Below are 26,309 nucleotides of genomic sequence, written 5' to 3'. Positions count from 1 at the left end.
CCGCCGGGGCCGCCCCCCGGCGGGCGCGCCCGCGCTCCCACCCCCAGCCCGGAAGAACGTCGACATGAACACCACCGCGCACTGCATCCGCCCCCTGTCCGCGTCGGAGACGGTCCCCGCGTCGGCCAAGGAGATCCTCGGCACCCGCTGCCGTACCACCATCGACCTGTTCGCCGAGTGGGCCTCGGTGCTCGGCTTCCCGACCTGGTTCGGCCACAACTGGAACGCGTTCGAGGACTGCCTGGGCACCCTGTCAGACGAGTCCGGACCCGTGACGATCGTGCTCCGCAACGCCGCCCTGCTCCTGGAGGACGAGGACCCGAGGCAGCTCGGCATCCTCCTGGACATCCTGGCCGGCAGCGACTTCGGCCTGCTGCTCCTGGACGACTCCGCCTGCGACCTGGGTCAGCTGGCCCGGCGCATGACGGCGGCAGGCTTCACCTCGCCGGCGATGCCATAAAACCGAGCACCGCCTGCGCCCTGCCCTTCGGACGGTTCCGCAAGACCGGCTCGCCCCGGCCGCCTCTGGTTACCGGCGCCCGGGAGGTCGGAAACGACCGCCCGAAGGTCATTCGGAAATCTACATCTCCCCCTGTGAGCCGGCCCGGCGAATCCGGCTGCCGGCTCACCCTGCGTGAAAGAGGGAAAAGTGAGATCCAGAACGCGAACGAAACGCCTCACAGGGGTGCTGATCACGGCTGCCTTCGCCGTCGTGGCACCATTGGCGATACCCGCATCCTCGGCGACATCCACCGCCTCCTCCGCGGAGCCCGCGCGGCAGCCGAGCCAGGCACAGCTCCAGCAACTGGACAGGGTGGCCCGATCACACAAGGCGCTCGGTGTCTTCGGGGACCCCGAGAAGGGCCATCCGATACTGATGCTTCCGGCCGGGACATCGGCTGCCGAGAAGGCGAAGGTCAAGAAGGAGCTCCCGGCCGGCCTGCAGGTCACCGTCAAGATCAGCAAGGTCACGAAGGCCGAGGTGGACACGGTCTTCAAGACGATCAAGGCGGGCAAGTGGAACAAGGACGCGCGCAAGTACGGCGTCGGCTACACCTATGACGGTGAGAAGGACAAGGTCGTCGTCAACCTTGAGGGCCCCAAGTCCGCCGCGCCCTCGCTGGAAGTCCTGAAGCCGGACGCGATCGAAGTGCAGCCCGGCCGCTTCACGCCGGAAAACACGCGCTTCAACGACTTCGCCCCGTTCTACGGCGGAGGCGCGATCAAAAAGGAGGGCTCTGGCAACACCCACGACTGCACAGCCGGTTTCGCCATCAGGCACAAGCCCGACGGTGAAAAGCGCATGGTCACTGCGGCGCATTGCTTCTATTGGAACGACAAGATCATGACCGGGGACGGGAAGTATCTCGGTAACGTGACTTCGGTCCACCAATGGCTTGACACCGAAGCCATGACGGGCACCAACTACACCGGCCGCATCTTCACCGGCGGCTACAAGGAAAGCGACAGCACCCTCTGGGTCAGCGACTACAGCAACTGGTTCTACTGGGGACGGCAGTTCTGCGTGAGCGGGGCGACGACCTACACCCACTGCGGCCATCCGGTCTCGTACTCCACCTACGGGTCCTGCTACATATGGCACGGCGCCACGTACTGCGTCGACCCGGCTGACCAGTTCCTCATGGACCGAGGCGGCAACAACGGCTGCGGGTGCGGGCAATTCACGGCGCCAGGTGACTCGGGTGCGCCCGTCTTCGAACCAGGGTACAGAGGGGACGACGCGATCATCGGGGGAATGCACCGCGGCGCCGTCTGGAACTACAACGGCCAGGATCGCATGTTGAACGTCAAGGTGAATTCGATCCTCAACAGCGCGAATGCCGAAATCGTGAAGGGCGACTCCTGAGGAGTCGAGAAGCCGTCGAGAAGCCGTCGAGAAGCCGTCGAGAAGGCATGACAGCACGGCCAGGTCCTCCTGACGTAGCGCATCAGCCTCGCCGGCTCCGTGCTTCGTGACGTGCGGCGCGGACGCCGCAGGTCCGGATGTCGCCCATCGAGGGCGGCACCCGGGCTCGCACTCGCCTCCACGAGCGACGCCGTGCCATGCCGGCCCCTCGCGCCCCGCAGCCGACGCGACCGCCCTCCCCCCACCGGCCCCCTCACCGGGCCGCGTTGACGTCTCAGACCGCCGACCACAGGCGCCACCCACCACCGGAGTTCGCGACCATGAACCACTCAGACAACCGGACCACCGCCCTGTCCGCCGCCCCCATGGACCACGGGTCCGACCGCAGCGGCCATATCGGCATCAGAATCGGCGGATGGCTGGCGTCCAGCACGCCCTACATGGCCCCCCTCGCCGCAGTCGGTGGTCTGCTGACCGTCCTCGCCTTCGCCATCAGCGGCCCTGACCTCACCGCGAAGATGTCCTCCGTCCTGAACGACGGCTCCTGGACCCAGCCCGACACCTGGGCCGCACTGCTGCTGCAGACCGGTGCCACCGCGGTGGGCATCTTCGCACTGGTCGTCGCCGGGTATGTCGCCTACGGCATGGCCGGCCTGCCGGCACTGGCTCCCGGACTCCTCGGCGGCATGGCGGCCATGGACTACCGATGCGGCTTCCTCGGCGGACTGATCGCCGGCCTGATCGCCGGTTCCGTCACCGTGCTGCTCCAGCGGATCACCGTTCCGCCGCGGCTGGGCGCCATGACCACCATGGTGATCGGCCCGCTGGTGTCCACGGTGGTCACCACGGCCGTGGTCTACGTATTCGTCGGACCGCGGATCACCTCGCTGTCGGATTGGCTGAGCCATGAACTGCCCCCTCTGACCTGGGGAAGCAGCATCGTGTGCGGTCTGGTTCTGGGCCTGATGGTCTCCTCCGACATCGGCGGAACGATCAGCAAGGCCGCCATCGGCTTCGCCGCCACGGGCCTGGAGACCGCGCCGAACAGCCTCAACTTCACGATCATGGCCACGGTGGTGGCGGCCGGCATGGTTCCGCCCCTGGCCCTGTCCCTGGCCACTGTGGTCCGCGGCTCGCTGTTCACTCCCGCCGAGCGAACCTATGGAAAGACCGCCTGGCTGTTCGGCGCGGCCTTCGTCCCCGAGGGCGCCATCCCCTTCGCGGTGGCCGACCCCCTGCGGGTGATTCCGGCCTCGACGGCGGGCGGCGCCGTCGCCGGTGCCGTGACCATGACGTTCGGCAGTTCCCTGACCGTCCCGTACGGCGGTGTCTTCGCCGCCGGACACCTCGGCAATCCCTTGGTCTTCGTGGCCGCCGTCGCCTTCGGCGTCTTCGTGACCACTGGCCTCGTGCTCGTCCTCAAGAGCCTGCGCCGCACGGCACCGGACGCGAGCACCGCCCGCGTCGCCACCGGCGCCCGCAAGAGGGCCGTAGCGGCCGGCCGAGCCTGACCGCGGCGCCCGCCTTGCGGGTGAACGCGCCACATCAGCAGCCTGAGCATGAAAGACGCCGGCCCTGGGGGAGCGATCTGGAGGTAGCGGGCGCCGCGTTCCTCGGCGAGGCGGGAGCCGTCGAAGCGCAGCCAGCCGCCGTTGTGGAACGGTCCGTTGAGATCTGTGACCTTCTCCGCTTCGTCCAAGGCGCGCTCGCAGGCGGACAGGTTCCCGAGTCCGGCATACGCCTCGGCCTGGACGGAGGCGACCCAGTGGCGGGTGGACAGGGAGCTGTCTTCTCGCCGCGCCACACTCTCAGACGCCGCGAGTGCGGTGGCGGCGTCGGCGTAGCGCCGTTCGTACAGGTCGACGTAGGCGTGTCGGACCAGGGCGCATGCCCAGAGGTCGTAGGACTTGGCTTCCTTGCCGGCGGAGGCGGCGAGTGTGTAGGACGCGGCTGCGTCGGTGTGGGTGGGCATGGTCCCCGCCTTGCGTGCTTCAGAGCGGCAGTCAGGGCGTGATTGCAAGCGTTCGTAGGGCTGCCGCCGAAGCGACCGGGCCCTGCCGCTCCAGCCTGGCGATCACGTCGTCCACTGTGCCTGGCGGCTTTCGCCAACTGTCCGCGATCCTCTGTACCGTGCCGTAGACGACCTGCGGGGCCAGATCGATCTATGCCTCCAGGAAGGCGTCAGGATGCACAGCTTCGACGTCCCAGGGGGCCAGGGCTTCGGGAGGGAAGTCCTTCAGGTTGAAGGTGACGACGACCTGTGCTTTGGCCCGGATCGCCGCGGCCAGGTCATGCCGGTCGTCCGGGTCTGGCAACTCCACGGCATCGATCAGTGGTTCGTGTCCCTTGACCAGGCAGTCCCGGATTGCAGCGTTCATCAAGGCGCGGACACGGTCGAGCTTCTCGGGTGGGATGTCCGGGTGGTTCTTGAGGATGTTACGGAATGTCTCGTCGAGGATCTGATCGGTCCACTTGGCTTGGACGAGGCCACCCTGTACTGCAGGAGTGACGACGCGGTGATCCGCCGATGTGTGCCGACGGTTCGGTATTCGATTTCTCCGGCATCGAGCAGCCCGATCAGGAAGGGCCGCGACACGTTGAGCATGTCTGCTGCCTGCTGTGTGGTGAGCTCGGCGTCGGACGGGACGACCGAGACAGCGCGGCCGGCTCCCAGGTGGGCCAGCATGGTGGCGAGCAGTTCAACGGCCTCGCGGGGGAGGGCTAGGGGCTCTCGCTCTCCGTCCTCGACCGTCACGGTGATCACCGCGAGGTCCTGGTGTGCCGCCAGGTAACTGCCGACCTGTGTGAGCGCGTGCGCTGCGGCCGCGGCCTTCTCAGGTGGCAGCTTCACGGGTCGGATGTCTGTCTTGGTCATGGTGCGCCCCTGTCGGTGCGGGAAGCAGGCGGCGATTCTGCCTCTACCCATTATTCGAAACAAGCGAAGCAAACGCAACAAGTGAAACAAGATGATGGTTCGGGAGGTTGTCGAGCCTGCGGTACTCCGAACATCCGGCCCTCTTCGTCAAGGGAACGGCAAGGTGATGGCTTCGGTCGCGCGACTTACCAGGGGTCCGTGCGCCAAGAGGCGGACCGGGCCGCGCAGTTGAGGAGGGAGCGCTGGTGGTGACCAATGCACCGAGGGGGACCCCGTGCCCTCCGTGTGCCCAATCTCGGGGCGTGTCGGGGGCATGAGGGCCGACGAGATGGTCTGGCCAGCAAATAAGCCCCAGGTCGCTGACCTGGGGCTTCAAGAAGAGCGGGTGACGAGAATCGAACTCGCGCTCTCAGCTTGGGAAGCGACGGCGCTTGGATGGCGGCATGGTTTCTGACCTGCGAGTATGCCGCCCGGGGTGCAGTTTCGAGGGCTGGTTTCGCACCGCTGTTTACCGTGGTTGTCCGGTCTTATGGGCACGCTATGGGCACGCCTCCGCGTGGGGACGCCACGGGGGCGAGACTGCTCCACTGTGGTTCTGCACCTGTGGATGCGGGATGTTCCCGACACATCGGCTTGCAGAAGCACACCCTTCCACGGGCACTTGACGGCCGGTGACGTCCACCTGCAACACGGTCAACAAGTGGGCCGCCTGCATCTCCGAACCCTCGTGCCGGGCATCCTGCGCAAGGCGTACGGCAAGCGCATACCCGCGGCTGTCCTGCGGTACGTGAACTCGGCTCAGGCCGCCCACCCGCGTATCGCCGGAGTCTGGAGCAACTCCGCGAGATGGGCGTCCTGATCATGTCGTACGAGCCGCACAGGCCAAAGGCCGGCGGTGGGGCCGACCGCTTGCTGCGGCCCGAGTTGCTGCCTGTAAACGTAATGATCGCCGCGCGCCTTCTCGGATGCAGGAAGGCACGGCGCCCCCGCGGTCTCCCCGAGCCACATTCACCGTGGCTCACGTGCTGTTCGAACTCGCGGTGCGTGAGCAGGGCGAGCCGTCGGCCTTTCGGCCGTCTGCCGCCGATGGTGCCGGTGCGCACCTGCCTCACAGCCGCCGCTCATGACATGGCGCTCGGTTCTGCCGCGTCAGCCGCCTTCGGGCTGCCTTACGGCACGGCACGGCTCGGGTACGGCTCGCTGTTCACCCGTGACGCCGAGCGCGGCTGCGGACAGGTGCACCGGGCTCCCGGCTGCGACGGCCTGCCAGTGGACGCTCAACTGACGGACTACGCCGCTGGTTTCTCCGCACTGCGGTCCATCCGGTGGGGCTTTGAACCATTTTCGCGGGCCTAGAAGCGATATGGAGCGATCTGCTGGGTAATCTCGCGCTGCCACTGGCCCAATCGCCTCCAGCAGACTCAGGAGAAGCGCCATCACTGAGCAGAAGCCCGGAGAGTCTGGGACCCCTCCGGGAGACCAGCCCCAAGAGGCCGACCAGTTGAGGAACATGCTGCGTCGGCCCGAGTACCGGCGGGCGTTGGTGTTCTGCGCCTTGATCGGGGTCCCGGTGTCCTTGGGCGCGTTCTGGTTCCTCGTCCTGCTCCATGAGCTGGAGAACCTGATCTGGGCGGACTGGCCGCACGATCTCGGGTGGACGGATCCACCGTGGTGGTGGCCCGTTCCCTTGGGTCTGCTGTCAGGCGTGGTCGTCGCCCTCGTCGTCCTGCGGTTTCCGGGCCGAGGAGGACACATTCCGGCGGCGGGCCTGCATTCCGGAGAGGCGTCGAGAGCCACTGTTCCCGGTGTCGTCCTCGCCGCGTTGGCCAGCCTGCCGCTGGGCGCCGTTCTCGGGCCCGAGGCCCCGCTGATCGCCCTCGGCGGTGGTCTGGCGCTGGCTTTCCGGGATCTGGTACGTGCTCCGGCGACCGAGGCGAGCACTGTGCTGCTCGGTGCCGCCGGTGCCGCGGCAGCCATCGCCGCGATCTTCGGCAGCCCGCTCGTGGCGGCCGTGATGCTCATGGAAGTGGCCGGAGTCGGCGGACCGCAGCTGTTCGCGGTGATGCTTCCCGCCCTGCTGTCCAGCGGAATCGGCGCCATCGTCTTCACGGGCTTCGGCCACTGGACCGGACTGAAGACCGGGAGCCTCAACATCGGGCTGCCCACTCCGCCCCTCCTCGACACCGGGGACGTGGTGTGGTCGGCGCTGATGGCGCTTGTCATCGGGGCGGCCGTCCACTAACGAGCGTTCAATCCCTGTCGAGGGTGGGGCTCGAAGGTCCCTTCTCTGTGCCGCGTTCTACCCGGTACGGGGCGTGGGTGGGGGCGTGCCCGTATAGGCCGGTGCGGACGGCAGGCCGGTCTCGGTGGGCACTCCGTCCGGCAGCAGCGGTTCGGACTGCTGTGAGGCGGCCTCGCCGGGCGTGCCGTCGGGGTCCCCTGGGTCATTGGACGCACGGCAAAGGAGCCCGGCAGTCAGGAGGGCCGCGGCGACTGCGTGGAAGACACGGCCCACCCTGCGGCGTCTGGCGGGGCCGTCCATGTCCCGCCATGCCGGGCGGGTCCACACCTCCTCCGGCTCCCAGACCTCACCCACCGCGTCCAGCGAACCCGGACCGGTCTCGCTGAACACGCCTCTTCGGATCTGCCGCCGCTTGCCCTGCGGGTGCGCCGGATCGGGGCGAACTTCAGCCGCCCGCTCCTGCGCGGAGAGTTCCCTGGGTGTGGAGGCTCGGATGGCCTGCTCGGTGTCGTCGAGGAACTTGCGCCATATGGCGTCCGGGACGGGCGGAACGCCGCCCCCGTACCCCGGCGTTCCGCCCTGCTCCGGATCGTCAACGACCATGGCGTCTCATCGCCTCGCCTCTCCTCGACCGGGCCTCTGCTGTGGATCGCAGCGGACCGTGCGGATCGGCGGAAAAGGCGCGGAATGCGCCCATGGCCGAGAACCAGGTGCTGGGAGACCTGCCGGCGGCCGGCATGTCGCTCCTACTCCCGACGGCATGCCGATCACCCCTGGGCGCTGGGCGACACCGACCGCCGACTCGGCCCCCGGGTGCAAATTTTGCATCATGCAAAATCTGATCGCCAGGGCCTTGGGGCGCTCTTGGTCTGGAGTTGAACCCGCGCAGCGCCGGAGCTTCACGGCAGCCGGGTTCCCGGGCCGGCCTCCAGGCGTACGAAGGGGATTGCCCGGCCGGCCTCCCGGAATCCGGCGTCGGTGCCGTCCGACCGCAGGCCCATGAATGCGCACAGACGGCGTGCGGTCCGCGGGTACCGCCGGGCGTAGCGGGCCATGATCTCGGCACCCTCGTCCGGCGTGAGGAAGCGGGCTGTGACGGCGTGACGGCGGGCGCCCACCTCGATCAGGGTCTTCGGCTCCGCGCGCAGATTGCGATACCAGGCCGCCTTCGGGCCGAAGCCGGACGCGACGGTCCAACTGCCCTTGTCCGGTGCGTACTCCACCACCTCCAGGACCACACAGCGGTCGAGTCCAGTGACGCGGCCCGTGTGATGCAGCAGGAGCAGCCGGCCGCCGAAGACCCATCCCAGCCCGCAGCGGAAGAGGAGTATGGGCGTGCGGGCGAGGAACCGCCGCCATCCGGCGGGGAGTCGGGGCCGGTCCGGTGGGATCTGTCTGTGGGGCATCTTCGCCTTCCGACGTCGGACATGTCGGCTCTCGGCCTCTATTGGGCAAAGGGCTGGGTCGAGAGCCCTTCCTCACAGGAACCTTTGCATAGTCTAAATGCGGGGAGGGGTGTCTGTGCCAAAAGCGATCAGACGGCTCTCATGCGCTGGAACTTCCCTGGAGGACGCATGGCCGAGCCGAAGCCGACGCGGGGTTCTGCGGTGCTGTCCTGGATGCCTGTGGCGGCGATGGCCGTGGTGGCCGGGGGCGGATGTCGTCGCCGGGCCGGGGGTGGGGTTCTTGCCGCTGGTCTCGCTCGGGCCGGCCTTCTCCGGGCTGGTCGGCGGATGGCGGCGGACGGCGCTGACCGGTGTGCTGGCGCTGCTCGTGTGCGTGGCCCTCGGGCTGTACGACGGACTGTTCGAGGAGCGGCGGGGCTTCGCGGCGATGGCGTCGGTGGCCGGGGTCACCGGCGTGGGCATCGCGGCCGCGGTGACACGCTCGCGCCGGGAGGCGGAGCTGGCCAGTGTCCGGTCGATCGCGGAGGTGGCACAGCGGGTGCTGCTGCGCCCCGTGCCACGCACGGCGGGCCCGCTGCAGGCGGCGGTGTCGTACACGTCGGCCGTCGCCAAGGCGCGCATCGGCGGTGATCTGTACGAGGTGGTGGCCTCGCCGCACGGGATCCGGGTGATCGTGGGCGATGTGCAGGGCAAGGGGCTGGCCGCGGTGGAGACGGCCGCCGTGGTGCTCGGCGCTTTCCGGGAGGCGGCCCACGACGAACCCGACCTGGTCGGTCTGGGGGAGCGGCTGGAGCGCAGCGTGGCCCGGGAGCTGGAAGGGGAGAAGTTCGTCACCGCCATCCTCGCTGAGATCGGATCGGATCACGGGGTCGTCTTCCTCAACTACGGTCATCCGGCGCCGATGGTCGTACGCCGGGACGGAGGCGTCGCCTTCCCGCAGCCGCCCGGCTATGCCCTTCCCCTGGGCCTGGGCGTTCACGGAGCCGAGGGCCCGACGCCCTATCGAGTGGACTTCGCCCCCGGCGAGCAACTGCTGCTGTACACCGACGGTGTCACCGAGGCCCGGGACCCTCACGGATCCTTCTACCCCCTCGGCGACCGGGCGGACCTGCTCAAGGAGCCCGACGCCGACCGCGCCCTCAAGGCTCTGCGGGAGGACCTGGTGAGGCACGCGGCCGGGCCGTTGCACGACGACGCCGCGATGTTGTTGCTCCGGTACCACGGTCATGGAGGATGAAAATCTGTTCCCATCGGGTGAGTGGGCAGCGGCTTCGGCGCGATAGAAAGGAGCTATGCCGGAGCACGAGAACCCTGCGGGGACCCTGGACGACGTCGACGCCGTCACGCGGGCGGTGCTGACCGCCTCGCGCCTGCTGGTGGCGGTCTCCGCCCGTTCGCTCGGCGAGGTCGAGGAGCGGGTGACGCTGCCCCAGTTCCGGATGCTGGTTGTGCTGGCCACCCGGGGTGCCACCAAGCTGGTGAGCCTCGCCGAGCTGCTCCAGGTGGCGCCGTCGACGGCGATGCGGATGGTGGACCGGCTCATCGCGGCCGGGCTCGCCGACCGGCAGACCAACCCGGACAACCGCCGCGAGACCCTGCTGCAGCTCACCGCCGAGGGCCGGCGCACCGTCGAGGACGTCACCGCCCGGCGCCGCGCCGAGATCGCCGCGATCGTCGCCAAGCTCGGACCCACCCAGCGACTGGCCCTGATCGAGGCCCTCAACGCCTTCAACAAGGCGGGAGCGGAGCCCCCGGCGGCCCCCGCCGCCGACCACCCCGAGCCGCACCCTCTCGGCTGGATCGTGGACGAGGCGATGGCGCACGACATGTGACCCTCGCCGGGCCGGTGCTTCCGGTCGGCGGCGCCGGATTCCGGTCTCTCCGTACGATCTGGACGGGAGTTGTGCTGCTCCGGCGACGCAATCAAGTGCGGCCCCGCGCAGGCGGGTGACATGATTGCCGTATGCATGACACTGCCTGTAACACGGCTGGCGCCACCCGCTCCGGGCTGGTCCTGGGGCTGGCGGTTGGGGCCGCGTTCGTCGTTGGCCTCGTCCTCGCTCCCACGGGGGTCGCACTGTCGTAGAGGGGATCCCTTTCCGCGAGGGTGTCCACGCGGGCGACGATCCGCCCGACGGGTCTCGGGCGCCGCTGAAGATCCATCGTCTGCCGTTTTAATGACCATTGATCCGGGACGCTTTGAGTCTTGCACGCTGCTGCAGCGCGGCTTCGCGGACCGGGAGGTCATCCCGCGGTCGGGGACGCCGTGGGGGCGGGGCTGGTGGTGGGGCCCGTGGGTACTCCGTCACCCGACACCCCAGGCGGGACCGTGAGAGCGATGACGGGTGTGCCCGGCTGCGGTACCGGTGGTGTGACCTGGCTGGAGGGGAGCTTCGGCGGGGTCGTCTCCTGGAAGTTGACCTGGTCGAAGTTGACCAGCCCGGTGTTCTCCATCTGCGTGATGTGGTCCAGGACCACGTCGTTGGCCTGGTCGGCCAGCTGGCGCACGAGGGTGTTCTCGGTGGTGGAGCGGATCTTGGCGATGGTGTTGAAGATCGAGCCATGCGTCATGCGCAGGATGTTGGCGAAGTCGGTGTCGAACTGCTTGCCCCTGTCGGACTTGAACGTGTCCAGGAAGCCCTGCTGCTGCGGGGTGGGCTGGTTGGGGATGGTGACGTTCAGCTCGGGGGCGATCTTGCGGCAGCTGGCGTCGAGTGCGGCGTGCCCGATGACCAGGTGGCGGCCGGCTTCGCGCACGGCCGCGGTCGTCCCCTTCTGCATGGCCAGCTGCCCGGACGGCTGCTCCCACAGTCCGGCGGAGCGTACGAAGACGACGAAGTTGCGGTCGGCCTCGGTGAGCGGTCCCCACTGGGTGCTCGCGATGACGCGGGACTGGTTGCTGGACGTGTTCTGGACTCCGAGCATGCTCGGATAGGCCAGGGCGGCGAGGGTCACGATCAGCGCCCCGCCGACGAAGACGGATCCGACCGTGTTGCGCGATATGGGCATGGTGCCTCCGGGTGCGGACAGTGGTCGTCAGCGCATACGCGGGCGGCACAGAAAGAGAATCTTTGCTCTGAGTAAAGATTGCATGATGCCATGAAGATGCCACGAAGGAGCCTCGCGCGCTCATAGCGGTCAGTCCTGGCGGACGTGCAGCCACACCGCCTTCGAGGGGGTGCCTGCGCCGTCCGTGGCGACGACCGTGTACCAGCCCGGCGGCACGAGCGACGGGTCGCCGGGGATCCGGACGGCGAGTGAACCGTCCGTGTGGCGGACCACCTTCAGGGCCACGGAGCGCTGGTCGAAGTCCGTGACGTGGGTGGCGGATCCGGGCCGCATGAGCCGGACCCGTGTGATGCGGGCGGCGTCGGGGGTGCGGAGCGTGACCTCGTCGCCGAGCGGGACATCGGTGGTGCCGTCGTGCTGGAGGCGGGGCCGGGCGCCGTGGAAGAGGTACGGGGGCGAGTAGACCTCGACGCGCTGTTCGAAGTGGCCGGGGCGGGTGTCGGCCTCGTCGGAGAAGAGCGGGTCGGAGCCGAAGACGGCGACGCGGCCGTCGGGCAGGAGCAGGGCCTCGGTGTGGTAGTTGCGGCCGACGGTGGGGTCGGCGGCCGGGACGAAGGCGCCTGCGGCGGGGTCGTAGAACTGGGCCTTGAGGATGTCGCTTGCGCCCTTGCCGCGGTAGCCCGAGCTGCCGCCGGTGGTGAAGACCGTGTCGTCCGGCATGATCACGCTGTTCAGGTAGCGGGTGTTCTCCGGCAGGTGCGGGCCGGGCCGGAAGGCGGGGTGTGCGGCCTTGAGGTCGACGATCGCCGTGCGGGAGGTGGCGGCGCGTGACTCGCCGACCCCTCCGCCGCCGAGCACCATCACCTTCTTGTCCTGCGCGGGCGGCAGCAGCACGGAGGAGGAGGTCTCCATGATGTCCGGGTCGGTGAGCCCGGGGACCGGGGTGAAGCGGTTGGTCTTCAGGTCCCACAGTCCGGGGGTGCGGCCCTTGTCGGAGGGCCCGTAGCCGGCGTTGGAGCCGGTGTAGAAGATCTTCCCCGGGGCGGTGAGGAAGAAGGACGGGTAGGTGGGGAAGTAGCGGGTGGGGGCCTTCGACCAGGTCTTGGTCGCCGGGTCGTAGATCTCGTTCTTGCCGGGAACGACCTGCCCGATGTCGTCGAGGCCCGAGACGGCCAGCACGCGGCCGTCGGGCAGAGTCGTCATGGTCGGGTACCAGCGGGCCTCGCTCATCGAGCCGACCTTGGTGTACTTCTCGGTGACCGGGTCGAACTCGTAGGCGTTCTTGATGCCCTGGAAGTCCTTCTTGTCCAAGCCGAGTTTGTCGGCGACGCCGTAGAACGTGTCGGTGTCCTTGCCCTGCAGACCCCGGATCTCGTACTGCTCGGTCGTGTTGGTGATCCCGAGCGGTCCTTTCTCGATGGCCTCGACGAAGACGCGGGCCTCGCTCGCGATGACCTTCGCGTTGCCTTCCTGGCTGATGACCTTCGCGTTGCCTCCCCGGCTGATGGGTGCCTTCTTCGCGGCGGGCACGGTTACGGCGAACTGGGAGCGGTACTCGACCCCGGAGGGGGAGCGGAAGACGGTGCCCTTCGGGAAGGTGCGGGCGTGGTCGGGGTCTTTGCTCATGACCAGCATGGCGCCGCCGGCTCGCGTCACGTCGCCTTCGAGGACCTCGTAGCGGGCGGTGCCGCCGGCGATGAGGATCTTGCCGTCGGGCAGTTGCGTGTGGCCGCTGCAGAACAGGTCCGCAGGCGTGTCGATCTTCTTGAAGGTGTCGGCGGCCGGGTCCCACAGCGTGCTCTTGAAGACACCGCCGTTGAAGTGCTTGACGTTGTTGCCGCTCCCGGCGATCAGCAGGACCTTGCCGGTGTGCAGCAGGATCGCGTGGATGGAGTTGAGCCGGTACCTCTCCGGCAGCGCGGCGAGCGCCCAGTGGCCGTACTTCGCCTTGTACTCGGGCCGGCTGATCTCGTACCGGTGATAGGCGTGCTGCGCGAAACCCGTCACCGCCGGGGCGTTGACGGCGGCGAGGACGACGACGGCTGCCGTGCCGAGCAGGTTCTTGCGGTTGGTGAGTCGGGCGAGTCGCTTGGCCATCGGGGGCGCCTCCGCGGCGGGCAGGTCGGGCGTGGGTGTATCGACGACTACCCCGCGTGACCCGTGAGCCCGGATCAGTCCGGGACACCCCACTCGTTTGCATGCTGCAAAATGCCCGATGTGAGCAATGCGGCGGCCGTCAGGGCGCCGGGTGCACCGCGCGCAGTGCGCTCTGGTGGCTGAGCCAGCCGACCGGCTTGCCCTGGTCCGCGTCGAGGACGGGCACCCCGGTCCCGGCGGCCGACAGCAGGGCGTGCAGGGCCTGGGCGAGGGGCTCGTCCGCGGTGACCGGCGCGGGCGGCTCGGCGAGCTGGCCGACCAGCGCCGGTGTGCTCCCCGGCTGTTCCGCGAGGGCTTCGGCCACCGCCTGCGCGGTGACGACGCCGACGTAGCTCCCGGTGTCGTCGATCACCGGGAGCGCGCCGTGGCCGGACAGGCTCAGCAGGTCGGCCGAGTCTGCCAGTGTCGTGGACGCCGGCAGCGGGGACGGCAGCGGCTCCATGACCGCGCCGACGTGCTGGGTGCCGATGACGGCGCCGGGGACGGGGCCGTCGAGGTCGATGCCGCGGCGGCGCAGCTTGAGGGTGTAGATGGTGTCGCGCGAGATCAGCCGGCTCACGGCGGTGGCCAGCACGATCGCCAGCATCAACGGCAGGATGATTGAGTACTCACCGGTGAGCTCGAAGAGGATGACCACGGCGGTGATCGGCGCCCGCGCGGCGCCGGCGAAGACGGCGCCCATCCCGACCAGCGCGTACGCGCCCACCGCACCCGCCGAATGGGGCAGCAGGTGGTGGACGCCGATGCCGTACGCCGAGCCCAGCATCGCCCCGATGAACAGGCTCGGCGCGAAGACCCCGCCCGAGCCGCCGATGCCGATGGTCAGGCTGGTGGCCAGCATCTTGCCCACCAGCAGCAGAAGCAGGAAACCGACCGCGTAGCCGCCCTCGGTCGCCTTCTCCAACACCGGGTAGCCGACGCCGTACATCTGCGGCAGGGCCAGCAGCACGAGGCCGAGGGCCAGCCCGCCGACTGCCGGGCGCAGCCATTCCGGGCCGCGCCACACCCAGTCGCAGGCGTCCTCGACCAGGTACAGGAACCGGGAGAAACCCACGCCCACGGCCGCGGCGACGATGCCGAGCACGGCGAACAGGCCGTACTGGGCGAGATGGCCGACATGGAAGTCGGGCAGGTTCAGGAAGGCGTGGTCGCCGAAGGCGGCGCGGCCGATGACGCTCGCGGTGACGCTGGCGAGCACGGCGGCGCCGAAGGCTTCCGCGCTGAAGGTGGCCAGGATCAGCTCCATGGCGAAGAAGACGCCGGCCAGGGGCGCGTTGAAGGTGGCGGCGATGCCGCCCGCCGCACCGCAGGCGACCAGCAGCTTCATCCGGCCCTCGGCTGCTTTGGTGAGGCGGCCGAGGGTGGAGCCGAGCGCCGAGCCGATCTGCACGATGGGGCCCTCGCGGCCCACGGAGCCGCCCGAGCCGATGCACAGGGCGGAGGCGAGCGTCTTGACCACGGCGACCTTGGGGCTGATCCGTCCGCCGCGCTGGGCGACCGCGAGCATCACCTCGGGCACGCCGTGGCCGCGGGCCTCCTTGGCGAAGCGGTTCACCAGCGGCCCGTAGAGCAGGCCGCCGATCACGGGGGTGAGGAGCACGAAGTAGGGGCCGAGCCAGGGTATGTGCGGATTGTCCGCACCGGGCGAGGCGGCGTAGTCGGCGTGGCCGGACAGCAGGTGCGTGAAGGTCTTGATGCACCAGCGGAAGACGACCGAACCGGCCCCGGCCCCGGCGCCGACCACGACGGCCAGGGCCATCAGGCCCCAGGGGGCGGTGCGCAGGCCCGCGAGCCTTGGCGCGGGCGTGAAGCCCCTCGTTGTGGTGCTGGACACGTCCTTGCCGTCCCTTGCTGTCGGTATCGCGCTCATCGCCTCCCCTTCCTCACATTTGCATTATGCAAAACTAGTCAAGGGTAGTACGTGACACGGCACCTTGTCCGCCCGTGGGGACCGAACGGCCCCTTGGCGTGCGGGTGTGCTCACGGGAACGTGGCCGGACGTGGCAACTGCGGAGGTGAACAGTGAGTGATCAGGTCTCCTCGCCGCTGATCGTGGTGGGAGTCGACGGCTCCGAGGCCAGCCGGGCGGCGCTGCGCTGGGCGGCCCGCCAAGCCGGACTCACCGGTGCGGAACTGCGCCCCGTGCAGGCGTGGCGGCTGCCTCCCACGTACGGCATGCCGACGGACTACTCCGACGTCGACTTCGAGAAACAGGCCCGCGAGAACCTACGGCGCACGCTCGACGAAACCCTGGGCGAGCACCCGGGAGTACCCGTCGCGCCCCAGGTCGTCGAAGGCCATCCGGCAGCGGTGCTGACCGAGGCGGCCAGGAACGCCGACCTGCTGGTGGTCGGCAGCCACGGGCACGGGGCCTTCGCCGGGATGCTTCTCGGCTCGGTCAGCCACCACTGCGTGCACCATGCGACCTGCCCGGTCACCGTCGTCCGTGCCGGTACGACCTGACCCTCGCGCGGGCGTCAGTCCGCCTCGGCGCGCGCCTCGACGTCCTCGATGCCGGTCGGACGGCCGGCTCGCGTCCACCGGATGTACAGGCCGCCCGCGATGAGCAGCGTCGCGGCGAGTGACAGGACCGGCCAGCCGCGCAGCAGGTTCACCAGGAGGGTGAACGCGACCGCCATCGCGGCCAGGCCGTTCATCCAGGCCAGGGCCGGCTTCCGCTCCCGGTGCGCGAAACGGGCCATGGCGATGAGGCCGATCAGGAAGCTGACGAAGACGGCGACGGCGTAGAACAGGACCAGTTCCTGCTCCTGGCCGGCGGCCGCGACGATGATCAGCGCCGCGGCGGCCAGATAGACGACCACCGACCAGTACGGGGTGTGGTGGTGGTTCGTCCGGCCGAGCACCGGCGGCAGCACACCGGGCCGCTCGGCCGTGCCCGACAGGGCCTTGAGCAGGCCGGGGCCGGCCTGGAAGGAGGAGCTGGCGGCGGCGAGCAGCAGCAGCGAGCTGGTCAGCTGGAACGCGCCGTACAGCCAGCCGGGTCCCGCGGCCGCGTGCGCGATGTCGGCGATCTGGGTGGAGTCGGCGCCGGGGATGCCGATGCGCAGCCGTACGGCGAGTGCGGTCAGCGCCAGGGTCAGGCCGCCGACGATGACCAGCAGCAGCGCGAGGGTGCCGCGGCCGAAGCGGCGGCGGTGGGTGTCGTCGAGCTGGCCGAGCTGGGCGATCGCGGTGGACGGCGCCTCGATGCCGGTGGCCAGCGCCATGGCGACCGGGAAGGCCAGGACCACCGCCAGCACGGCGGAACGGCCGGGGTCGGTCGTGGCGGCGGCGTGCCCGGCCGTGTGCGGCGAGGTGAAGCCCAGGACGAGGACCACCACGGAGATGATCACGAAGGCCACGGTCATGAAGGCGAACAGCAGCCGTCCTCCGTGACCGAACCAGGTCAGCCCGGCCACCACCACGAGCAGCAGCAGCGCCAGCGGGATGCGCCATGCGGCCAGCGCCGGGAACAGGGCGATCACCGCGCTGGCCGCGGCGGCGATCGAGATGCCGATGGTCAGCACGAAGTCGACGACCAGTGCGCCGATGGGCAGGAACGTCCAGCGTGCGCCGAAGGCCCGTCCAGCCGCGGCCGCCGCGCCACCGCCCTTGGGGAAGCGCCGCACCAGCTGCCAGTAGTTGGCGGTGACCACCACGACGAGCCCGATGACCAGGCTCATCGTCGGCAGCAGCAGGGCCAGGTCGCCGTGCAGGGCGCGCAGTGCGGCCTCGATCGCGTACGCCACCGAGGACACCGGGTCGGCGATCACCGCGAAGGCGAATGCGAAGAAGAGCACGGAACGGCGGGGGCCGCGGCCATGTGCGGTGGGGAACGGGGCGGTTGCGACGGACGCAGCCGACTTCGACGAGGTCACGCGAAGACCTTCCTGGAACGCTTCGTTGAGGGCACTTCGCCGACCCGTCTTCCCGGCACACCGCTCACGACAGTACGTCAAGAGACCGTCAGTGAGGTGTTAGGGATGCATCAAGATTCCCCGCCGTCCCGTCGGGCGGGACCCCGCATCCTTGCCTGCAAGGTTTGCATAGTGCAAAAGTAGGCGAGGGGATGAACGTCTGGGGAGTGGGAGAGGCGAGGGCGCACCGATGAGAGCAGTGATCTGCGGAGCCGGTATCGCCGGGCTGGCGCTGGCCGGCCGCCTGCACAACGTGCTCGGCTGGGAGGTCGTGGTCCTGGAGAAGGCTCCGCGCCCCCGCACCGAGGGATACATGATCGACTTCTTCGGCCCCGGCTACGACGCCGCCGAGGCCATGGGTGTGCTGCCGTGGCTGGAGGAGCTCGGCTACCCGGTCTGCGAGGCTGTGTTCCTCGACGACGCCGGCCAGTGCCGGGCCCGGCTCGACTACGAGCGGTTCGCCCGCTCCCTTGACGGACGCCTGCTCAGCATCATGCGGCCGGACCTCGAACTCGCCCTGCGGGAACGGCTCTCCTTCGCCGTCGGCCTGCGCCTCGGAGTCGGCCCGGCCCGCATCGACCCGAGCCCTGATGGCATCCGCGTCACCCTCACCGACGGCGATGTCCTCGACGCCGACCTCCTCGTCGGGGCCGACGGCCTCCACTCCACCGTGCGGGGCATGGTCTTCGGTGAGGAGCAGCGGTGCGTGCGCTACCTCGGCTACCACACCGCCGCCTTCACGTTCGACGATTCCGAGGTCCACGCGGAGTTGGGCGACCGGTTCTGCCTGACCGACACCGTCGACCGGCAGATGGGTCTGTACGCCCTGCGCGACGGCCGGGTCGCCGCCTTCGCCGTCCACCGCAGCGCCGATCCCCGGCGTCCCGAGGACGCACGGGCCGCCCTTCGTCGCGAGTACGGCTCCCTCGGCTGGCTCGTCCCGCGCGCCTTGGCGGCCTGCCCTCAGCACGGCCGTATCTACTACGACCAGGTCGCCCAGAGCAACCTGCCGTCCTGGAGCCGCGGGCGGGTCGTCCTGGTCGGCGACGCCTGCCAGGCCGTGTCCCTGCTCGCCGGGCAGGGCGCGTCCCTGGCGATCGCCGGCGCCTACGTTCTGGCCGACCAGCTCGCCGGCGCCCGCCGGGTGGAGGACGCGCTGCACGGTTACGAACGCCTGTGGCGCCCGGTCATCAGGGACAGACAGCGCGTCGCCCGCAGAACAGCCCGCTGGTTCGTCCCCGATTCGGCGCGGCGACTGCGCGTCCGTCGTGCCGCCCTGCGCCTCGCGGGCCTGCCCGGCGCGAGCCGACTCGCCAGCACCTCGCTGGCCGGGAGACAGCGGCCCTCCCTGCGGCAACTCGCCGCAGTGCCCGCGTAGTCCGATCTGGAGCAGGACGCGTGGCGTCGCACCCGTCGATGTGAGTCGGCGAGCAGAAACGACCGGGCGCCCAGCAGCCCCGTGAACTCGAGAGGTTCAGATGTCATCAGGTCCCCGGCTCGGTCCCGGCGCAGTCACCGCCCGGCTGCGTGAAGCCTTGGAGGCTAACGACTGCCGGCTGCTCGCCGAGGTACTGCACCCGAACGTGTGCTGGAACCCGCCCGACGGAGGCAATACCGGCTGCCACACCCGCTCCCACGTCCTCAGCCACTGCGCCCGCCTGCACGCCCTCGGGCTGCGGGCCGCTGTCGAGGAGACCTTCACCTACCCGGCCGCCGTGGTCCTCGGCCTGCGCATACACGGTGCCGTGCCTCCGGCCGACCCGCAGACCGTGCAGTACCACGTGTTCGACGTCAACGACGGCCTCGTCACCCGCATCACTGGCTATGCCGACCGCGCCGAGGCACTCGACGCGGCCTTCCCCGGCGCGCCTGCCGGGCACCGCGCGGGAGACCCGTGGCAGTGAACCCTCGCGGCCTGAGCCGGTGAAGCCTGCCCGAAGGACGGTGGTCAGGACGAGGACACGCGTGCCTGGACATGGACCGCCCGGCCACCCTGAACTGGAGAGCCACCGGGAGCGTGTGCCGGGCCGTGACGCCGCGGATGTGCTGCAGTTCCACGCTTGGCCCGCCGTCGTGGAGGTGACGATGGTGCCGGAGAGAGCAGAATCCCCGCAGTGGGCAGCAGCCGTTGCCTCGGCCGATTTCCCGCCGAGCAGCACCCCCCTTCCGTGGTCCTGGGTTGCGACCATGCCGAGGTGTTCGGGCACCGCGCCGTCGTTCCGTACCGACATGGTCAGCGTGCCGTCGCCAGAACCGTCGAGGTGCGCCACACATCCGTGACCGTCAGGTCGACGTCGGCGGTGTGCACGCTGAGGCGGTCGGGGGACGAGACGACGCCCATGCTGCCGGGACGGGGTGTGTGTCATCTTTGCATTGCGCCAAGGTTGGCTGCTGTCGGATTGCCCGGGGGTAAGCGCTGCTACGGACGAACAGCGGCAGCGGCGCGGGGCACGTCGCTTGGGGCTCGGTCCGCCGCAGCGGTTTTCCCCGGGCATGCGACCACCCCCTGGCCTCGACGGGCCTGTTGCAGGCTCCCGTGGGTTCGGAGCGCGGGGCGTCGAGCTAACGCGATGGCTGACGCCTCGTCGGCAGACCCTGGGGTTGACGTGGGTGATCCTCATACTTCCGTCTGCTGTGCTCGCGTATCGTCCCATTGGTGACTGACGCGACCGTGGCCGACCGGACTGCCATCCCGGGCAGCGTTCTCGCCGAGCTGGCCGATGCCTTCGGTGTCGGAGAGGTACGGGAACCCCACTACCTCGCCGACGGGCTGATGAACGTGAACTGGAAGGTAGACACCCCGGCCGGGACGTTCGCTCTCAAGCGGGTTACCGACGTGCCCCTTGACCGGCTGAGCCGCAATCTCGGCGTCCTTGCCGCGCTTTTCCACGACGGCTTCCCCGTCAGTCCTCCGGTCACGACTACGGCCGGTTCGCTGGTCGCGGAGGTTGGTGGCGGCGTCTGGTGCCTGTTTCCGTGGGCGGCAGGGGTTCACGTCCGGGGTATCGACCTCAGCCCGACTCAGGCGGCCGGGCTGGGCGCCCACCTGGGGCGCCTGCATATGAGCCTCGGCCGGGTTTGCAGTCAAGGGCTGCTGCCTGGCGTGCCCGATGCGGTGTCGGCGGACGTCACGCCGCCGGACAGGGCCGTCGAGAAGTCCCATCGGCTGTCCGAGGCAGTGGCCGCGAAAGGGGTCGGCAGCGCCTTCGACGAGGCGGCCTCTGCCGCTCTCGATCACCGTCGGGCACTGATCACCAAGCACGCTGAGCTCCGTCCGCAGCACGCGTCTCCTGAAGGCGCCCATGGGTGGACCCATGGTGACTTCCAGTACCGGAACCTGCTGTGGGACGGCGAGGAGCTGGCCGCCGTCCTGGACTGGGACCGGGTCGGCGTGCGGCCGTACGCGGAGGAGGTCGTACGGACTGCACAGGTGCAGTTCGGAGTGGGCGGGGTGTTCGACCTCGACCGTGTCTCGGCGTTCGTCGGCGGCTACCGGTCCGTGATGCCGTTGGAAGCCATCGCGCTCCTGGACGGTGCCCGCAGGCTGTGGTGGAAGCGGATGACCGACTTCTGGCAGCTGGAGTTCCACTACAACCGCGGCAACTTCTCCTGCGACGAGCTGTTCACCGCGGACGAGGCCCTGCTGCACTGGTGGACCGACCGGCTCGATCAGGTCGAGGACGCGTTCGCCGCCGGGTAGATCCCGAGGGATTGGAGGTCCGGCAGTCGCGGCCGGGCCAGACGTGCTGCCTGCCGACGGGCTTGCTCTCCGAGCGTCTTGTGATCGGCGGCGCGGATGGCGTCCGCCCACGCCTGTGGTCCTGCCGTGTGAGGCAGGACGATCCCGGTGGCGCCGATGGCTTCGGGAATGCCGCCCCGGTCGGTGCCGATGCTCGGCGTCCCGTCCAGTGCGGCTTCGATGATCACTCGGGGGAACGCGTCCTCCACCGTGGATGGCACCAGCAGCAGGCGGTGACTGCGGTAGAGGGGGGCCATGTCGTAGACCCGCGGGACGAAGGTCACGCTGGGGTAGGCGGCGAACTGGTCTGCGGTGTTCCACCAGCCTTCGACCAGGGTGAAGTGCTGTTCCGGCATGACGCGGATGAGCTGGTGCAGGAGGTCGGAGCCCTTGGCGGGGATCGGGTTGACCATGAGTACTGACGTGGTGCGCGGCACGTCGTTGCTTGGTTGGGGTGGCGCGAACGGCGGATAGAGGACGGCGAGTCGGGTGCCGTCGGTCTGTGGTGCGCGCCGGTGGACGAATTCGGAGACGGCCAGGCCGTAGTGCGGGTGGCCGGCGAGGACTCCGAGTCCGGTCTTCGACACGGAGTGCAGGATGCCCGCGACGAGTGCGGTGGGCCGGGCTTGTGCGGCAAGGTCGGCCGCGCCTTCTTGCGAGGTGAACACGACGTCGGGCCGTAGCCCGGACAGCAAGCTGTTCAGGGCTGACGCCGTCTGTTGCTGCGGTACGGCGATGCAGTCCACCCCATTCCAGCGGTAGCGCAGTTCGCCCTGTCCCTCCTCATAGGGGGTGTGGTGGGCGTCGAGGAAGGCGCGTAGCTGGCCCAGTTGTGCGGTTTGGTCCCAAGGGGCTTGGTGAGAGCCGAGATAGACGGTCTGCCAGCCGGCTGCTGCGAGTTCCTCGGCGAGGAGTTGCTGGGTGACTTCGGCCCCGCCGATGAGGAGCGGGGGCGGGGAGCGCCGCCAGGCGAAGAGGGCGGTGGGCATCGGCCGGTCACCTCATCCAGAACATGACGAGGGACTCCACCGCGTGCGCGACGTCGGCTGGGCCGGTGTCGGCAGGGATGACGGTCACCTCTCGCGAGACCGGTGGTCGCGCTCCTGAGACGAAGTAGTCCCGGGCATGGGCGAGGAACGCCGGATCGTGGAGGAAGTAGTCGGACTCGGCGGCCGTGTGCCCGGCCGTTTTGCGGCGCAGGCTCAGTACCTCGGCGGGTACGTCGAGGTAGAGGGTGTGATGGGGGCGCAGGAACGGGAGCTCCTGGAGCCGGTCGCGAAGCTGGTGATGGACGTCGTAACCGGACAGGGCGTCGAGGGCGTGCGCGTGGGCCAGGAGGGTGTCGACGGAGCGGTCGAGGACCGCTACGGGTCTGGCGCTGGCGCGTGCCGCCCGGACCCGGGCGTTCTCGATGGCCATGAACTTCTCGAAGGCGGCGAGCTGTGCGGCTGCGGAGTCAGGGCGGGCCGGGGGGATGTCGTCGCGGTGGACGATGTGATCGACGTAGCAGTCGGACACGAAGGCCCGCTCCTCGATGCCACGGCTGCGCAGGTGCTGTATCGCGGTGGACTTTCCCGCGCACGAGGGCCCTTCGAGAGCAATGATCTTCACTGGGACTCCGTCCGGTAGAAGCGTTCCGCGTAGGTTCCGGTGCCGGCCGGGAGGCCGGCGGCGGTGGTCCAGGCGTGCCGGATCGGCCGGTACATCTTCCGGGCCGGGTGCATCTGCGAGCCGTGCATCCGCAGGACGGTGGTCTTGTCGAGGACCACTTCGGTGATGTCGACCAGTTCGGTGGCCAAGGTCGGGCCGGTGCGGGCGCGGAAGAGGTGCTGGTCGCATCCGGCGAGAGCGTAGGTGGACCAGAACGCGAGGTCTTCCCAGAACCACCGGCATCCGAGGCGTGCCGCGGCCTCGTGCACGAGGAGGTGGTCGGGGTGCCGGGTGACGGCGGCCGGGGCGAGGAGTTCGGCGTCGGGATGGGCGTCGACGACTTCTCGGAGTTCGTCGGTGATCTGTTCCAGGCGGTCTGGGCTGTAGGGCAGGTACGGCGGGTCTGCGTCCTTGTGGCCGAGGAGGACCCGGGTGGCACCCAGCGGAGCGAGCGCGGCGGCGCCTTCCCGCTTGCGCAGGTCGGATACGGCGGCCTCGGTGGTGTAGGCGTCCTCCAGGGCCGGGTGGACGCTGGTGGACCGGGTGAACACCGTGGCCACGGTGAGCGGGCGGGGGTGGGCGAGGAGGGTTCCGGAGGCCGACAGGGCGAAGTCGTCGTGGTGCGGTTCGATGGCGAGGACGGGCCGGCCGGACGGGCGGCGCCGCTCGATGAAGTGGGGGCGGCCGTCGTGCGGGGCCATCAGCTCGATGACGTGATGGTCGTGGGCGCGGTGGCGTTTGACGAGGTGGTCGGTCCACTCCTGATGGGCGCGGACGAGGTCGTCGGGGAACGTGTAGATCCCTTCCGCGTCCGGCACCGGCAGGGGCACGGTCATGGGGGGCTCCTGGTTCATCGGACGGTGGTCTCGTACCAGTGGCGCCACATGCGTGCGGAGCCCAGCCGCATTCGGGCGGTCACCGGGTTCTGCCACCACAGCATCCGGAGGCTGGACCACTGGTCGTAGCGGCGGGTGGAGGGGCGTACGCGCAGGTCGTCCAGGATCGCGACCGGGGCGGCGGTGGCACGGCCATGGGCGGTCAGGCGGGTGAAGAAGTCGACGTCCTCGCTCATGAAGAGGTCGTCGCGGTAGCCGCCCACCTCCTTGAAGGCCGCGGCGGTGACGAACTGGGCGCCGCCGTGGGTGGTGCGGTAGTGGTCCCAGTACGCGCACAGCAGCCGTGCCCCGAGTCGCTTGGGGGTGTAGAGGGGTGGGATGGCGCCGCCGACGGCGCCGGCGTCCATCGCGGCAGCCGCGGAGGTGATCGCTTCCATGGGCAGGGCGACGTCGGCGTCGGTGAAGAACAGCCGCCGGCTGTCGGTGGCGGCTGCGCCGCTGTTGCGGACCCGGCCGATACTGCGGACGCTTTCGCTGATCACGCGGACGCCGAAGGAGGCGGCCATGTCGGCGGTGGCGTCGATGGAGGCGTTGTCGACCACGATCACCTCCCCCTGCTCGCCGCTGGTCTCCTCCCACCGGGAGAGGGAGGCCAGGACGGTGGGGAGGTAGCGCGGCAGGTAGGCGGCTTCGTTGTGGGCGGGGATGACAACTGCCAGGCCGGGGCTGGTCATCGGGGAGTCCCTTCCGTGCGTGGTGTGCGGAACAGGTGGGGTGTCTGGTGGGTGAGGTCGGCCAGTCGGCTTGACCACAGCGCTCGGTCCTCGCCGGGGGCGGCATGGACCCAGCAGCGAACGGTGATCAAGACCACCCATGCCGACAGACGGGCGTTGTCCAGGGCGAGGGGGTATCGGCTGGTGAATGCTTCGCGGTCCCACGGCGTGTGGGCGGCGGTCATGACGAGGGCGTGGGCGACGTCCGACTCCCGCCGGCCGGGGGCGGCGTCGGTGAAGTCGACCAGATGACGCGTGTTCCGGGGGCCGGAGAGGACGACGTTGTCGAAGTGGAGGTCCCCGTGGCACCAGACCGGTGGTGCCGTGTCGGGGGTGTCGGCGATGAGGGCGAGCGCGGGGGCGATCCGGTCGAGCAGGTCGGACGGACAGCGGCCGGACAGTGCGGAGACGACGTCGATGAACGAGCGTCGTGGAACCGACCGCGCGACCGGCGCCCGGTGCAGGCGGCCGAGCAGGCCGCCAAGGTCCTTCAGCGCCTGAGAGCGTGGGATACGGTCGGCGCGTACGGCGGTACCAAGGGTGCTGGTGCCGAGGTCGGACAGGATGAGCGCGGTGGCGCCCTCATCGGAGGCGGTCCCACAGCCGAGAATCTCCGGGACGGGCACGGCGGACGCAGCCGCGCGGATCGCTGTCGCTTCGGTGAGCGCGTTGCGGCGGGCCGTGGGCGCGTACAGCTTCACGATCACGCTCCGGCTGTCACGGAGGACAGCCCGGTACACGGCCGTGCGGGAACCCGCTTTCAGGCGCTCCGCCGTCCGGGCGGGCGTGCCGAGAAGCGTGGCGCAGGCGCGGGAGACCAACGGAGGGGGCGTGCTCATCGAAGCCCCACGGGCTCGGGGTGGGCGGCGCCCAGCGCACGGGTGTGGCGCAGGGTGCGCCGCAGGAGGGCGCGGTACTCCCGGACGTCGTCCGTGCGCGGGCACGCCGTCTGCCACGGTTTCTCCGGGCCCACGAAGTGGACGAGGGCCGCGGCCGGGTCGGGGCGCAGGGGGCGGGTGACGACGCGGCGTACCCAGTTGCCGCGTTCGAGGTACCGGCCGACTTCGAATCGGTTGTAGACGGCGTCGACCGGGCGGACGCGGCCGGTGTGCAGGAGCCACAGGTTCAGGGCGTCCTGGTCGTTGTGCAGGATGTGCCGACGCTGCTGGACCAGGGCATGTTCGACGCCGCGCCGGATGACGGGGAGGTCGGTGGTGTGGGCCCACAGTAGACCGGCGTTGTAGTAGGGCCGTCCCTTGAGGTGCGGCCAGTGCTCCGCGGCGCCGGGCAGGGCCGGGCACTCGCCGACGGCAGGGTTGAACTCGTCTAGTACTGCGCCGAGTTCACCGTATTGGAGGGAGTTGAGCGGAATGGTCAGATCGCCGCGTACGAGGGTGTCTGCGTCCACGTAGATCAGGTACGGGCGGCGGACGAACGCGGCCGTGAACTCGAACCGCAGGTAGGTGGTGACGGTGATGTACGAGGCGTCGGCCATCCGCGAGACGCGCAGCGGGAAGCGGTGGGCGAGGTCGAAGGAGCCGAAGCCGGCCCGCTTGGCGAGATCGGAGAGGAGCACCGCGTGGGCCGCAGTGAGGTCGAGGGTTAGGACGCGCAGCGCAGCGGCCCGGCGGGCTCTGTGGCTGAGGCTGTCCGCCAGGCCAGTGATCACAGCGAGGCCGGGGGTGAGGTAGTGCCGGTCTATGCACAGGCCGAACGCGTACACGGCGGGTCCGCCTTCCGGTCGTGGAGTGGTGCGCCCCGCGGCTGCTCGACCTGTCCAGGGATGCGCAGCCGCGGGGCGCTACGGGGAGGCCGCCGGTGGTGAGTGACTAGAGAAG

24 protein-coding genes and 3 pseudogenes are annotated in these 26,309 nt (G+C 69.7%); 12 read left to right on the top strand and 15 right to left on the bottom strand.

The features are described 5' to 3' along the window. Positions 1-64: 64 nt before the first annotated feature. The 3 genes from AB0N07_RS02010 to AB0N07_RS02000 all read left to right on the top strand — a co-directional run bounded on the left by AB0N07_RS02010 (position 65) and on the right by AB0N07_RS02000 (position 3,378). Positions 65-460, top strand: a complete 396-nt coding sequence (locus AB0N07_RS02010; protein WP_365831068.1) for a barstar family protein — start codon at positions 65-67, stop codon at positions 458-460. Between the two features lie 225 nt (positions 461-685). After that, entirely contained in the window at positions 686-1,867 is a 1,182-nt protein-coding gene (locus AB0N07_RS02005; RefSeq protein WP_365831066.1) for a hypothetical protein, read from the top strand. Positions 1,868-2,187: 320 nt separating this feature from the next. After that, a complete protein-coding gene (locus AB0N07_RS02000) occupies positions 2,188-3,378 on the top strand; it encodes a PTS fructose transporter subunit IIC (RefSeq protein ID WP_365831064.1) in 1,191 nt (396 codons plus the stop codon). 74 nt (positions 3,379-3,452) lie between these two features. Here AB0N07_RS02000 and AB0N07_RS01995 read toward each other — a convergent pair. The 3 genes and pseudogenes from AB0N07_RS01995 to AB0N07_RS01985 form a co-directional block, all read right to left on the bottom strand. Then, positions 3,453-3,830 (bottom strand): annotated as a pseudogene (locus AB0N07_RS01995) (transcriptional regulator); the annotation flags it as partial. A 199-nt stretch (positions 3,831-4,029) separates the two neighbouring features. After that, positions 4,030-4,326, bottom strand: coding sequence for a hypothetical protein (locus tag AB0N07_RS01990; RefSeq protein WP_365831178.1), 297 nt, complete (start codon positions 4,324-4,326; stop codon positions 4,030-4,032). Further along, positions 4,245-4,742 (bottom strand): helix-turn-helix domain-containing protein, encoded by a 498-nt coding sequence (locus tag AB0N07_RS01985; protein WP_365831062.1) that lies wholly within the window; start codon positions 4,740-4,742, stop codon positions 4,245-4,247. Before AB0N07_RS01985 ends, AB0N07_RS01990 begins: the two co-directional genes overlap by 82 nt. Positions 4,743-5,419: 677 nt before the next feature. On the opposite strand from AB0N07_RS01985, the pseudogene AB0N07_RS01980 reads away from it, so the two are divergent. From AB0N07_RS01980 to AB0N07_RS01970, 3 genes and pseudogenes are all read left to right on the top strand, one after another. Beyond that, positions 5,420-5,651, top strand: a pseudogene (locus AB0N07_RS01980) (flavoprotein); the annotation flags it as partial. A gap of 219 nt (positions 5,652-5,870) precedes the next feature. Continuing rightward, a complete protein-coding gene (locus AB0N07_RS01975; protein WP_365831192.1) occupies positions 5,871-6,098 on the top strand; it encodes a hypothetical protein in 228 nt (75 codons plus the stop codon). Between the two features lie 154 nt (positions 6,099-6,252). After that, positions 6,253-6,984, top strand: a complete 732-nt coding sequence (locus tag AB0N07_RS01970; RefSeq protein ID WP_365831060.1) for a chloride channel protein — start codon at positions 6,253-6,255, stop codon at positions 6,982-6,984. Between the two features lie 57 nt (positions 6,985-7,041). Here the strand turns inward: AB0N07_RS01970 and AB0N07_RS01965 are convergent, their stop codons facing one another. Together AB0N07_RS01965 and AB0N07_RS01960 are read right to left on the bottom strand one after the other, a co-directional pair. Next, positions 7,042-7,587, bottom strand: a complete 546-nt coding sequence (locus AB0N07_RS01965; RefSeq protein WP_365831058.1) for a hypothetical protein — start codon at positions 7,585-7,587, stop codon at positions 7,042-7,044. 296 nt (positions 7,588-7,883) lie between these two features. Further along, positions 7,884-8,390: a nitroreductase family deazaflavin-dependent oxidoreductase gene (locus tag AB0N07_RS01960; protein WP_365831056.1), complete on the bottom strand. Its 507-nt coding sequence runs from the start codon at positions 8,388-8,390 to the stop codon at positions 7,884-7,886. A gap of 168 nt (positions 8,391-8,558) precedes the next feature. Between AB0N07_RS01960 and AB0N07_RS01955 the strand changes: the two are divergent. Further along, a pseudogene (locus AB0N07_RS01955) lies at positions 8,559-9,627 on the top strand (PP2C family protein-serine/threonine phosphatase). Positions 9,628-9,682: 55 nt separating this feature from the next. Beyond that, the gene (locus AB0N07_RS01950; protein ID WP_365831054.1) at positions 9,683-10,222 is read left to right on the top strand and encodes a MarR family transcriptional regulator; all 540 of its coding nucleotides are present in this window, start codon (positions 9,683-9,685) and stop codon (positions 10,220-10,222) included. A gap of 412 nt (positions 10,223-10,634) precedes the next feature. On the opposite strand, the gene AB0N07_RS01945 is transcribed toward AB0N07_RS01950, so the two are convergent. The 3 genes from AB0N07_RS01945 to AB0N07_RS01935 form a co-directional block, all read right to left on the bottom strand. Beyond that, on the bottom strand, positions 10,635-11,399 hold the full coding sequence (locus tag AB0N07_RS01945; RefSeq protein WP_365831052.1) for a DUF4142 domain-containing protein: 765 nt from the start codon (positions 11,397-11,399) through the stop codon (positions 10,635-10,637). A 129-nt stretch (positions 11,400-11,528) separates the two neighbouring features. Continuing rightward, positions 11,529-13,496, bottom strand: coding sequence for a kelch motif-containing protein (locus AB0N07_RS01940; protein WP_365831050.1), 1,968 nt, complete (start codon positions 13,494-13,496; stop codon positions 11,529-11,531). 139 nt (positions 13,497-13,635) lie between these two features. Next, the gene (locus tag AB0N07_RS01935) at positions 13,636-15,315 is read right to left on the bottom strand and encodes a chloride channel protein (RefSeq protein ID WP_365831176.1); all 1,680 of its coding nucleotides are present in this window, start codon (positions 15,313-15,315) and stop codon (positions 13,636-13,638) included. 263 nt (positions 15,316-15,578) lie between these two features. Between AB0N07_RS01935 and AB0N07_RS01930 the strand changes: the two genes are divergently transcribed. Then, the gene (locus tag AB0N07_RS01930; RefSeq protein ID WP_365831048.1) at positions 15,579-16,019 is read left to right on the top strand and encodes a universal stress protein; all 441 of its coding nucleotides are present in this window, start codon (positions 15,579-15,581) and stop codon (positions 16,017-16,019) included. A 14-nt stretch (positions 16,020-16,033) separates the two neighbouring features. On the opposite strand, the gene AB0N07_RS01925 is transcribed toward AB0N07_RS01930, so the two are convergent. Next, a complete protein-coding gene (locus AB0N07_RS01925) occupies positions 16,034-17,434 on the bottom strand; it encodes an amino acid permease (protein WP_365831046.1) in 1,401 nt (466 codons plus the stop codon). Between the two features lie 229 nt (positions 17,435-17,663). Between AB0N07_RS01925 and AB0N07_RS01920 the strand changes: the two genes are divergently transcribed. From AB0N07_RS01920 to AB0N07_RS01910, 3 genes are all read left to right on the top strand, one after another. Beyond that, the gene (locus AB0N07_RS01920) at positions 17,664-18,851 is read left to right on the top strand and encodes an FAD-dependent monooxygenase (protein ID WP_365831044.1); all 1,188 of its coding nucleotides are present in this window, start codon (positions 17,664-17,666) and stop codon (positions 18,849-18,851) included. A 100-nt stretch (positions 18,852-18,951) separates the two neighbouring features. Beyond that, positions 18,952-19,377, top strand: a complete 426-nt coding sequence (locus AB0N07_RS01915; RefSeq protein WP_365831042.1) for a nuclear transport factor 2 family protein — start codon at positions 18,952-18,954, stop codon at positions 19,375-19,377. 752 nt (positions 19,378-20,129) lie between these two features. Further along, positions 20,130-21,173, top strand: coding sequence for a phosphotransferase (locus AB0N07_RS01910; protein ID WP_365831040.1), 1,044 nt, complete (start codon positions 20,130-20,132; stop codon positions 21,171-21,173). Here AB0N07_RS01910 and AB0N07_RS01905 read toward each other — a convergent pair. From AB0N07_RS01905 to AB0N07_RS01880, 6 genes are read right to left on the bottom strand one after another with little or no spacing between them, the layout of a single operon-like run. Further along, a complete protein-coding gene (locus tag AB0N07_RS01905; RefSeq protein ID WP_365831038.1) occupies positions 21,143-22,201 on the bottom strand; it encodes a glycosyltransferase in 1,059 nt (352 codons plus the stop codon). The two genes, AB0N07_RS01910 and AB0N07_RS01905, sit on opposite strands and share 31 nt — an antisense overlap. A gap of 7 nt (positions 22,202-22,208) precedes the next feature. Continuing rightward, a complete protein-coding gene (locus AB0N07_RS01900) occupies positions 22,209-22,823 on the bottom strand; it encodes an AAA family ATPase (RefSeq protein ID WP_365831036.1) in 615 nt (204 codons plus the stop codon). Beyond that, entirely contained in the window at positions 22,820-23,698 is an 879-nt protein-coding gene (locus tag AB0N07_RS01895; RefSeq protein WP_365831034.1) for a PIG-L family deacetylase, read from the bottom strand. Before AB0N07_RS01895 ends, AB0N07_RS01900 begins: the two co-directional genes overlap by 4 nt. A 14-nt stretch (positions 23,699-23,712) precedes the next feature. Beyond that, on the bottom strand, positions 23,713-24,432 hold the full coding sequence (locus AB0N07_RS01890) for a glycosyltransferase (RefSeq protein ID WP_365831032.1): 720 nt from the start codon (positions 24,430-24,432) through the stop codon (positions 23,713-23,715). Then, positions 24,429-25,310, bottom strand: coding sequence for an aminoglycoside phosphotransferase family protein (locus AB0N07_RS01885; RefSeq protein WP_365831030.1), 882 nt, complete (start codon positions 25,308-25,310; stop codon positions 24,429-24,431). Before AB0N07_RS01885 ends, AB0N07_RS01890 begins: the two co-directional genes overlap by 4 nt. Then, positions 25,307-26,194 (bottom strand): glycosyltransferase, encoded by an 888-nt coding sequence (locus tag AB0N07_RS01880; RefSeq protein ID WP_365831028.1) that lies wholly within the window; start codon positions 26,192-26,194, stop codon positions 25,307-25,309. Before AB0N07_RS01880 ends, AB0N07_RS01885 begins: the two co-directional genes overlap by 4 nt. Positions 26,195-26,309 lie beyond the last annotated feature (115 nt).

It is taken from the genome of Streptomyces sp. NPDC051172, from assembly GCF_040682555.1.
Taxonomy (GTDB): Bacteria; Actinomycetota; Actinomycetes; order Streptomycetales; family Streptomycetaceae; genus Streptomyces.
Note: the sequence above shows the minus strand (reverse complement) of the source record. Positions and strands in the feature narration are given on the sequence as shown.

Coding starts and splice junctions, on each gene's coding strand:
- AB0N07_RS01915 (WP_365831042.1), top strand. CDS start 18,952: ATGTCATCAGGTCCCCGGCTCGGTCCCGGCGCAGTCACCGCCCGGCTG.
- AB0N07_RS01920 (WP_365831044.1), top strand. CDS start 17,664: ATGAGAGCAGTGATCTGCGGAGCCGGTATCGCCGGGCTGGCGCTGGCC.
- AB0N07_RS01960 (WP_365831056.1), bottom strand. CDS start 8,390: ATGCCCCACAGACAGATCCCACCGGACCGGCCCCGACTCCCCGCCGGA.
- AB0N07_RS01895 (WP_365831034.1), bottom strand. CDS start 23,698: ATGACCGTGCCCCTGCCGGTGCCGGACGCGGAAGGGATCTACACGTTC.
- AB0N07_RS01940 (WP_365831050.1), bottom strand. CDS start 13,496: ATGGCCAAGCGACTCGCCCGACTCACCAACCGCAAGAACCTGCTCGGC.
- AB0N07_RS01950 (WP_365831054.1), top strand. CDS start 9,683: ATGCCGGAGCACGAGAACCCTGCGGGGACCCTGGACGACGTCGACGCC.
- AB0N07_RS01985 (WP_365831062.1), bottom strand. CDS start 4,742: ATGACCAAGACAGACATCCGACCCGTGAAGCTGCCACCTGAGAAGGCC.
- AB0N07_RS02000 (WP_365831064.1), top strand. CDS start 2,188: ATGAACCACTCAGACAACCGGACCACCGCCCTGTCCGCCGCCCCCATG.
- AB0N07_RS01885 (WP_365831030.1), bottom strand. CDS start 25,310: ATGAGCACGCCCCCTCCGTTGGTCTCCCGCGCCTGCGCCACGCTTCTC.
- AB0N07_RS02010 (WP_365831068.1), top strand. CDS start 65: ATGAACACCACCGCGCACTGCATCCGCCCCCTGTCCGCGTCGGAGACG.
- AB0N07_RS01935 (WP_365831176.1), bottom strand. CDS start 15,315: ATGGCCCTGGCCGTCGTGGTCGGCGCCGGGGCCGGGGCCGGTTCGGTC.
- AB0N07_RS01945 (WP_365831052.1), bottom strand. CDS start 11,399: ATGCCCATATCGCGCAACACGGTCGGATCCGTCTTCGTCGGCGGGGCG.
- AB0N07_RS01970 (WP_365831060.1), top strand. CDS start 6,253: ATGCTGCGTCGGCCCGAGTACCGGCGGGCGTTGGTGTTCTGCGCCTTG.
- AB0N07_RS01975 (WP_365831192.1), top strand. CDS start 5,871: ATGGCGCTCGGTTCTGCCGCGTCAGCCGCCTTCGGGCTGCCTTACGGC.
- AB0N07_RS01965 (WP_365831058.1), bottom strand. CDS start 7,587: ATGGTCGTTGACGATCCGGAGCAGGGCGGAACGCCGGGGTACGGGGGC.
- AB0N07_RS01905 (WP_365831038.1), bottom strand. CDS start 22,201: ATGCCCACCGCCCTCTTCGCCTGGCGGCGCTCCCCGCCCCCGCTCCTC.
- AB0N07_RS01890 (WP_365831032.1), bottom strand. CDS start 24,432: ATGACCAGCCCCGGCCTGGCAGTTGTCATCCCCGCCCACAACGAAGCC.